General features: G+C 34.6%; 6 protein-coding genes. 2 read left to right on the top strand and 4 right to left on the bottom strand.

What is annotated here, in order from left to right:
* Positions 1–1,450 precede the first annotated feature (1,450 nt).
* Entirely contained in the window at positions 1,451–3,982 is a 2,532-nt protein-coding gene (locus AC3HD6_RS08480; protein WP_488895936.1) for a DUF5686 family protein, read from the top strand.
* Between the two features lie 255 nt (positions 3,983–4,237).
* Here AC3HD6_RS08480 and AC3HD6_RS08475 read toward each other — a convergent pair whose 3' ends face one another.
* The 4 genes from AC3HD6_RS08475 to rplU form a co-directional block, all read right to left on the bottom strand.
* The gene (locus AC3HD6_RS08475; RefSeq protein WP_488895935.1) at positions 4,238–4,405 is read right to left on the bottom strand and encodes a bacteriocin-like protein; all 168 of its coding nucleotides are present in this window, start codon (positions 4,403–4,405) and stop codon (positions 4,238–4,240) included.
* Between the two features lie 300 nt (positions 4,406–4,705).
* Positions 4,706–4,924, bottom strand: coding sequence for a bacteriocin-like protein (locus AC3HD6_RS08470; protein ID WP_488895946.1), 219 nt, complete (start codon positions 4,922–4,924; stop codon positions 4,706–4,708).
* Between the two features lie 139 nt (positions 4,925–5,063).
* Positions 5,064–5,321, bottom strand: a complete 258-nt coding sequence (gene rpmA, locus AC3HD6_RS08465) for a 50S ribosomal protein L27 (protein ID WP_027372929.1) — start codon at positions 5,319–5,321, stop codon at positions 5,064–5,066.
* 12 nt (positions 5,322–5,333) lie between these two features.
* Positions 5,334–5,909 carry a 50S ribosomal protein L21 gene (gene rplU / locus AC3HD6_RS08460; protein ID WP_073299989.1) on the bottom strand — a complete coding sequence of 192 codons (576 nt, stop codon included), beginning with the start codon at positions 5,907–5,909 and terminating at the stop codon, positions 5,334–5,336.
* A 183-nt stretch (positions 5,910–6,092) separates the two neighbouring features.
* Between rplU and AC3HD6_RS08455 the strand changes: the two genes are divergently transcribed.
* Complete coding sequence (locus tag AC3HD6_RS08455) at positions 6,093–6,980, top strand: neutral zinc metallopeptidase (protein WP_068941473.1); 888 nt, start codon at positions 6,093–6,095, stop codon at positions 6,978–6,980.
* The last annotated feature ends 74 nt before the right edge of the window (positions 6,981–7,054 follow it).

The raw sequence follows: 7,054 nt of genomic DNA, 5'->3' as shown, positions 1-7,054 counted from the left end.
TATTGGATAAAAATTAAAAGTTTTTTTTTCGTTTGTTATCTTAGTAGATCTTACTGTTTCTGCCCATCTAAAGGCCCTTCTGCGCTTACTGATACTCTCGTTTTCAGTGGGGCAAAGATAGAGACTTTATACCACGCAAAACAAATAAACTTAACATAAATTTCATATTCATGTAATATTTTACACCTAACACACTGATACCTTGAGAGAAAAATTTTAAACATTTGTTTGGCGAGAGACAGTGGAGGGTTAGAGGGTATGGGTGTGGGAGGGAAATGGACGTTATTATAGATGAGTAATGAGTAATGAGTAATGAGTAATGGAAGATATACATATTGTAATACATGTGGGATTTTCAAAAAAAATGAAAATAGGTTTTGGCTAAAGCCAATGGATGAAGAAGATTTGTTTATGTAAACGGGCTTCCTTCGGCTAAGCCCAATCCTATTGATGAACTTCTATTTGTTGGACGATAATGATAGAGTACAGCATTGTTTAGATCCTTACAGATGACAAAGATTGCATAAAGAGAATAAAGAATAAGAGAGAGATGGGAAATAAAGAGACTATATTATATATATAAGGAGAAGGATTATTATGATAGATTATAAACATGACTGAAGGGAAGTGTTTTTTTATTTCCCCACAGAGGACACGGATTTTCACAGAGGACTGAGAATAATGAATATTGGAAAGTTACCACCCCGTCAAAAATCTTTTGAATTTTTGACACCCCTCCAAAGGATGGGAATGATGGAAGCCGACCCATATGGATAATCGTGATCATATTAATTAATGCCAACCTATTACCTATTACCTATTACTTATTACTCATCATTTATAAATTCATCCCCTACCCTAGCCCCGATAGGAACGGTTACCCCGCAACAAGAGTTGGAGAGTGGGAGGGTTTGAGGGCGGCCAGCTCAGTGTGAGGAGTATGAGTGGATAGCGGGATCAAGCTCCTGAAAAGTTTTGAGAGATGAAGATCGCGATTTCGAAGAATGTGAATGGAAGGAAGATTGATAGCCCACTCTCTTAATATATGTATGTACATTGCATCATAAAGTGTTTTGTAAATCCTAACGATTATCCTTTCTACTATAATAAGATGCAAGGCTTTGGATCTATTGAGAGAATTAAAATAAAAATCTAATTTGAAAGAATTCATTTTTTTGCCAAAGTCATTAAAGACTTTCTATTTTACTCTTTCTTAAAAAAAGGATTTGGATGTATATAAATCATAAATACAATAATTTTTCACCTTGTCATTAATTAATTGATCCTTATCTACTAAGGTAAAAAACATAGTATTCATTTTTTCTTAAATGATAGTACTATTTTTGTTAAATTTGCCGTTTTACATAAAAGCGTAGAAATATTTTATTTTTTTGTATATTTTTTAAAAAACTGCATACTTTTTGTTTGTGCTAATTGCCTGAAGAAACGAATGATGTTAAATAACAATTCCAAAAAACACTATTTTTTATTTTTTTTCCTGACCATTGCCAGCTTTGTATATGCTCAAAACAGGGCCAGCGGAAAGATTGTTGATGCTAAAAACAAAGAAGTGAGCAAAGTTGATATTTTTATCAACGATAATACAACTCCATCTCTTACCACAACTTCTGGAAGCTTTAGCGTTCAGTCTGACAGCATTATCCAAAGATTAAAGTTTGTTCGAAAGAATTATACTACAGAAACTTTTGATGTTACGCCCGAAAATGCAGAAAATATTTTTGTACAGCTTTCCCAAGCCAAAGTGAGCAATATCCAGGAAGTGGTGATCCAGGCAGGAAAACCTAAATACAAAAGCAAAAAGGAAAACCCAGCTTATGCTATCATGCAAAAAGTGTGGGCTCAAAAAAGAAATAACGGTCTCGAAAAATTTGATACTTATTCTTACAAGGAATATGAAAAGACTCAATTTGACCTCAATAATATAGACAGTGCTTTTATGAAGAAGAAAATCTTCAATAAGCTAGACTTTATTTTTAATTATGCAGATTCTACAGCCAGTGGCAGACTCGGTCTTCCTATTTTCCTGAATGAAGCCGTTTATGAAAATTATGGTAAAAACAGACCGGATAAAGATAGCAAAAGAACATTGGTAGCTCAAAAAACGTCAGGTTTTCAAGACAATCAGGTCATTACTGTTTCTGCCAAAAATCTTTACAGAGACATTAATATTTACGATAATACTTTAAATTATTTTGATATTGGATTTCAGAGCCCTGCAGGAAGTGATGGATTCGGGACTTATGATTACAGTCTTGTAGATACTATTTCTATTCACGGAGAGAAAGCTTTTCAAATAAGATATCAGCCTAAACGTAAAGATGTACTGGCATTTCAGGGAAATCTTTATATAGATACAGACAGTTATGCTGTTCTGGGAGCTACTTTAAGATCAACACAAAAAATAAATGTCAATTTTGTCAATAGTGTTTATACTCAGCTGGAGTATGACAATCCGGATGAAACAACATTTCTTCCAAAGAAGTTGATTACTGAAGTTGAGATGAGTCCTTTTTCAAAAAAGAAAGGATCTAAGAGTATTATTGCCAGAAAATCTGTTGATTATTCAGATTATCAATTCAACATATCTCTTGATCCTAAAGTTTTTAAAAGAAAGGAGGAGGAATACGAAGACAAATTCACGGATAAAGATGATGCTTACTGGGTAAAAGCAAGGCCAGATACTTTATCTAAATCTGAACAGGGTGTATATAAAATGTTAGACCAATTACAGCAGACGCCCAAGTTCAATCGTATGGTAAAATTGTTTGAAACCCTTGGCTCCCGCTATTACAATGCCTTTAAAGGGGTAGACTTCGGACCTATTTTCTCAGTATACGGAAGAAATGAAGTAGAAGGAGACCGAATAAGATTGGGAGCAAGAACCTATTTTGGATTGAATGATCCATGGAGAGTTCAATTTTATACTGCTTATGGATTTAAAGATCAGCAGGTAAAATACGGTGCTGAAGCACGATATATGTTCAATAGGCTTAACCGATTTATGATTGGAGCTGGAACCAGCAGAGATATTGTTCAGCTAGGAGGACAGCTTACATCCGGAGACGGAGTGGCATCACGTTCTTTATCTTCAAGTACATTTTTTGCAAGAGGTGAGAATATTTCTTTAAGTTCTGTAAACCAAACGAGTGTTTTTGCTGCTATTGAACCGTGGAAAAACATACAAATACGTGTTGACGGAGTCATGCAAAGTATCAAATCTGCTATTCCGGAAAAATTTAACCTGATGTATTATCAGCCGGATGGGCAGTTAAGAAAAACCGTAAATGATTCTCACGTTACAATTAGTTTGATCGCAAAACCTGGAGCTCGTTTTTCCCAAACAGGAATTGACCGATATCAAGCAAAAAACCTGGCTCCTACGATTGTATTAAGATATACGAGAGGTATTGAAGGATTATTCAATGCTGATTTTAACTATGATAAGCTTCAGTTTATGTTCTACAAACCATTTTTGATTGGAACATTAGGGAAAACGGTGGTAAGTTTTGAAGCGGGTAAAAATTTCAATACAGTTCCATTGGCTTTGCAGAATATTATTCCTGCTAACCTTTCTTATGGCTTAGTTCCTAATACATTCTCTCAGCTTAATTATTATGAATTTGTAGCTGATGCCTATACCACTCTTCATCTGGAACATCATTTTAACGGTAAAATATTGTCTTACATCCCTTTAATTAAGAAGTTAAAGTTTAGAGAGGTTGCTTTTATAAGAGCAGCATACGGAACTTTGAGTGATGCATCCAAAGCTATCAATGTAGAAGGGTTTAAGTATTCAGCACCAAGTGATCATATTTACTATGAATATGGATTCGGAATTGAAAATATTGGTATCGGAAATCTAAGGCTTTTCAGAGTAGATTTCAACTGGAGAGGGAATTATCTTGACAGACCAGATATTTCAAAATTTGGTGTTAAAGCTGGTATTCAAGTAGGGTTTTAAAGTAAAACGAGCACAATACACAAATCGGGCGGCTTCTTCGAAGCCGCCCGATTTTATTATAAACTTTACTAAGAGCAGTTACAAGACTCTACTAAAGTATTCAGACAATATTGTTGTTGCCAGGAACTTAGTACACACCATTGCACACATGTCTTTATTATGAAATCCGGGCATGTATAATCATTACCACCTCCAATTGATTTTAATTGCTTTTTAGTAATCTTTTTATAATTTCTCATGTTCTGCAATAGTTTATTAAATACATTCACAAGGCTCTTCAAAGATATTACTCGGGCAATGTAACTTCTGCCATGGAGTCCAGCGACACCATGAATTACAAGAACTTGCTACTGGAGGACAGTTCCCCGCCCCGCCATTAATTTCTTTCAGATTTTTTTTTGATAATTTTTTCAGATTTTTCATAGTATTTAGTTTTAATTCGTTGTTTTACTCTCTATATTTTTGGCATCCGCAACTTATTTAGAGTTTATTGGAGCAAATAAATTATTTTCTTTTATTTATTCATCGCAAGGCATACAAAGTATTTCAAGTAAACAACGTTGTCTCTGGCGTGGCGTCCATCTGCACCAATTGAAGCAATCATCTGTTACAGGAGGACAATTTTCTGAGCCTCCACTAATATTTTTCAGGCTCTTTTTTGTAAGTCTATTCAAATTCTTCATAAATCCTATGTTAATTTATTGACTGTTTATAAGAAATAGACTAGCAGTCACAAGGCATATCAATAACTGCATTGGCACAATGAGCTTTTTGCCATGCGCTCCATCCACACCACTCGCTGCACCATGAAGCTGGAATTGGACATCTCTCACCACCAGCAATTGTTTTTAGCTGCCTTTTTGATAGTTTTTTTAGGTTTTTCATAGTATTTAGTTTTAATTTTTTGCCTACTCTGTATGCTTTTCGGCTACCGCAACTGATTTGTTATTTGATATATAACAAATATATAAATATTTCACAATCTGTAGAATATTTATAAAAATTTTAACTTTTGGATATAGAAACAAAAAAAAGCCTCAGCAAAAATGCCGAGGCTTTAATCTTTATAAAACGCTTACGATTATGCGTTTGGTTCTACAGATACGAAAGATCTGTTGTTTGCTTTCTTTCTGAAAACTACTTTACCATCTACTAATGCAAACAAAGTGTGGTCTTTACCGATACCAACGTTATCACCTGGGTGGTGTTGAGTACCTCTTTGTCTAACAATAATATTTCCGGCAATAGCTGCTTGTCCTCCGAAAATCTTCACACCTAATCTTTTAGAGTGAGACTCTCTACCGTTCTTGGAACTACCGACTCCTTTCTTGTGTGCCATTTTATTACTGGATTATTTGTTAAGTGCTTTAAATTGATCAATATTCTTAATGATAGCAGCATCTACTTCTTCATGAGTAAGAATATTCTTTTCTAATTCAACTTTAACTGCTTTACCTAAAGTAATTAAAGTTTCTCTGTTCTCTTTAGATTGAGACAAGTTATTTTTCTTTAAGTGATAGTTCAACTCGTGATCTTCGCTAAAGTTAACAGTTGCGTTGTCAGAAAGAACCTCAGACTTTACAGTTTCTTTTTTAGCAGCTTTTTTAGCTCCTGCTTCAAATCCTGTAATACCAGTGATTACGATTTGAGTTAAAGATTGTCTGTGACCGTTTTTCACTTTGTAACCCTTTCTTCTTTTCTTTTTGAAAACGATTACTTTATCAGCTTTTACATGGTCTAGGATCTCTGCCTCCACAGTGATACCGCTTACAGCTGGGGCGCCTACAGTGATTGCTCCGTTTACAGTAAGAAGAACTTTATCGAAAGAAACTTTTCCTCCTTTATCTCCTTTTAAACGGTTCACAAACAACTTCTGGTCTTGCTCAACTTTGTATTGAAGCCCTGCTATTTCTACAATTGCAAACATTGTTTATAAATTTTTAGTTATTTCGAGGTGCAAATATACAAAGAAATTTCTAAACACCTTACAATCAAAGCAATGTTTTTTATAAAAATAATGTATTCACTATGTTTTGAATAATTTTTCATAGTAAAGTACTCATACATAAAAGATAATTTCTTACCTTCGTTTCACCAACTAAATAATTATATGAAAAGAAACTTTAATCTCTGCTTTATAGCAGGCGCTATTGCTGCAACATTCCTGACAGCATGTAGTGATGACAAAATGGAAGAGACTGTTCTTCCTCAACAGGAAAACCTTAGTGCAAAAATAGAACAACCAGGAGCCACAGAAAAAAACTGCTCTTATGTAGACAACTACTGGAGTTCCAGTTCTGTTTTAGTTACCGGACTTCAAAACTCCACAGACACCAATTTTATGAATGCTCAGATGACTAAAATTGCAAGTTTATGGGGAAGAAGTAATCCTACTCTGCGATTCGTAAACGATCCATCCAATTTCAATTCAACGTACAATGCTATTTCCTATTCTACAGGAAAAATCTATTATGGATATGCTATCTATTATGATGCAAAAGCAAAAGGCGGTGATATTGTGAATGCAATGATCCTCGCTCATGAGTATGGACATCAGTTACAATATATATTCGGACTTCCTTCAGTAAACGAAAACACAGCAAGACCCAACGAGCTTGAGGCAGATGGTTTTGCAGGATATTATCTGAGAAGACCTAATGGGTATAACAAAACCAATTTCTCTGAAATTGCTGCAGCTTATGAGTTTGCACAAAGTATTGGAGATTATCAAACATCAGATCCAGGACACCATGGAACGCCTGCACAAAGAAGATCAGCAGTTCGTTTAGGTTTCCTTTTAGGGCAGTATGACCTAAATGCCTCTAATTTTGATTACAATTTCTTCTATTATTATCAAGGTGTTCTTAACGGAACTTATAAAATGGCTAAAAACACTGTAAACCCAGAAATTGACGCTTACATGAGCCAATATATAGATGAGTTAAGAAAAATTCAATCTGGAGAAATCTCAGCAGAAGAATTTAAACATCTTCAATAACGAAACATTCATTTTTAGCATATTTAAGAAAGGAGGCGGACGATTGAGTTCTGCCTCTTTTTATTGGACTTGAA

The sequence above is a fragment of the Chryseobacterium sp. II3a genome (assembly GCF_057815135.1).
The sequence above is the reverse complement of the archived record's forward strand: the minus strand, read 5'-3'. Positions and strand labels throughout refer to the sequence as shown.

Bases quoted from the DNA above. Each gene is read 5' to 3' on its own strand.
- AC3HD6_RS08480 (WP_488895936.1), top strand. From the start codon at position 1,451: ATGATGTTAAATAACAATTCCAAAAAACACTATTTTTTATTTTTTTTC.
- AC3HD6_RS08475 (WP_488895935.1), bottom strand. From the start codon at position 4,405: ATGAAAAATCTGAAAAAATTATCAAAAAAAAATCTGAAAGAAATTAAT.
- rpmA (WP_027372929.1), bottom strand. From the start codon at position 5,321: ATGGCACACAAGAAAGGAGTCGGTAGTTCCAAGAACGGTAGAGAGTCT.
- rplU (WP_073299989.1), bottom strand. From the start codon at position 5,909: ATGTTTGCAATTGTAGAAATAGCAGGGCTTCAATACAAAGTTGAGCAA.
- AC3HD6_RS08455 (WP_068941473.1), top strand. From the start codon at position 6,093: ATGAAAAGAAACTTTAATCTCTGCTTTATAGCAGGCGCTATTGCTGCA.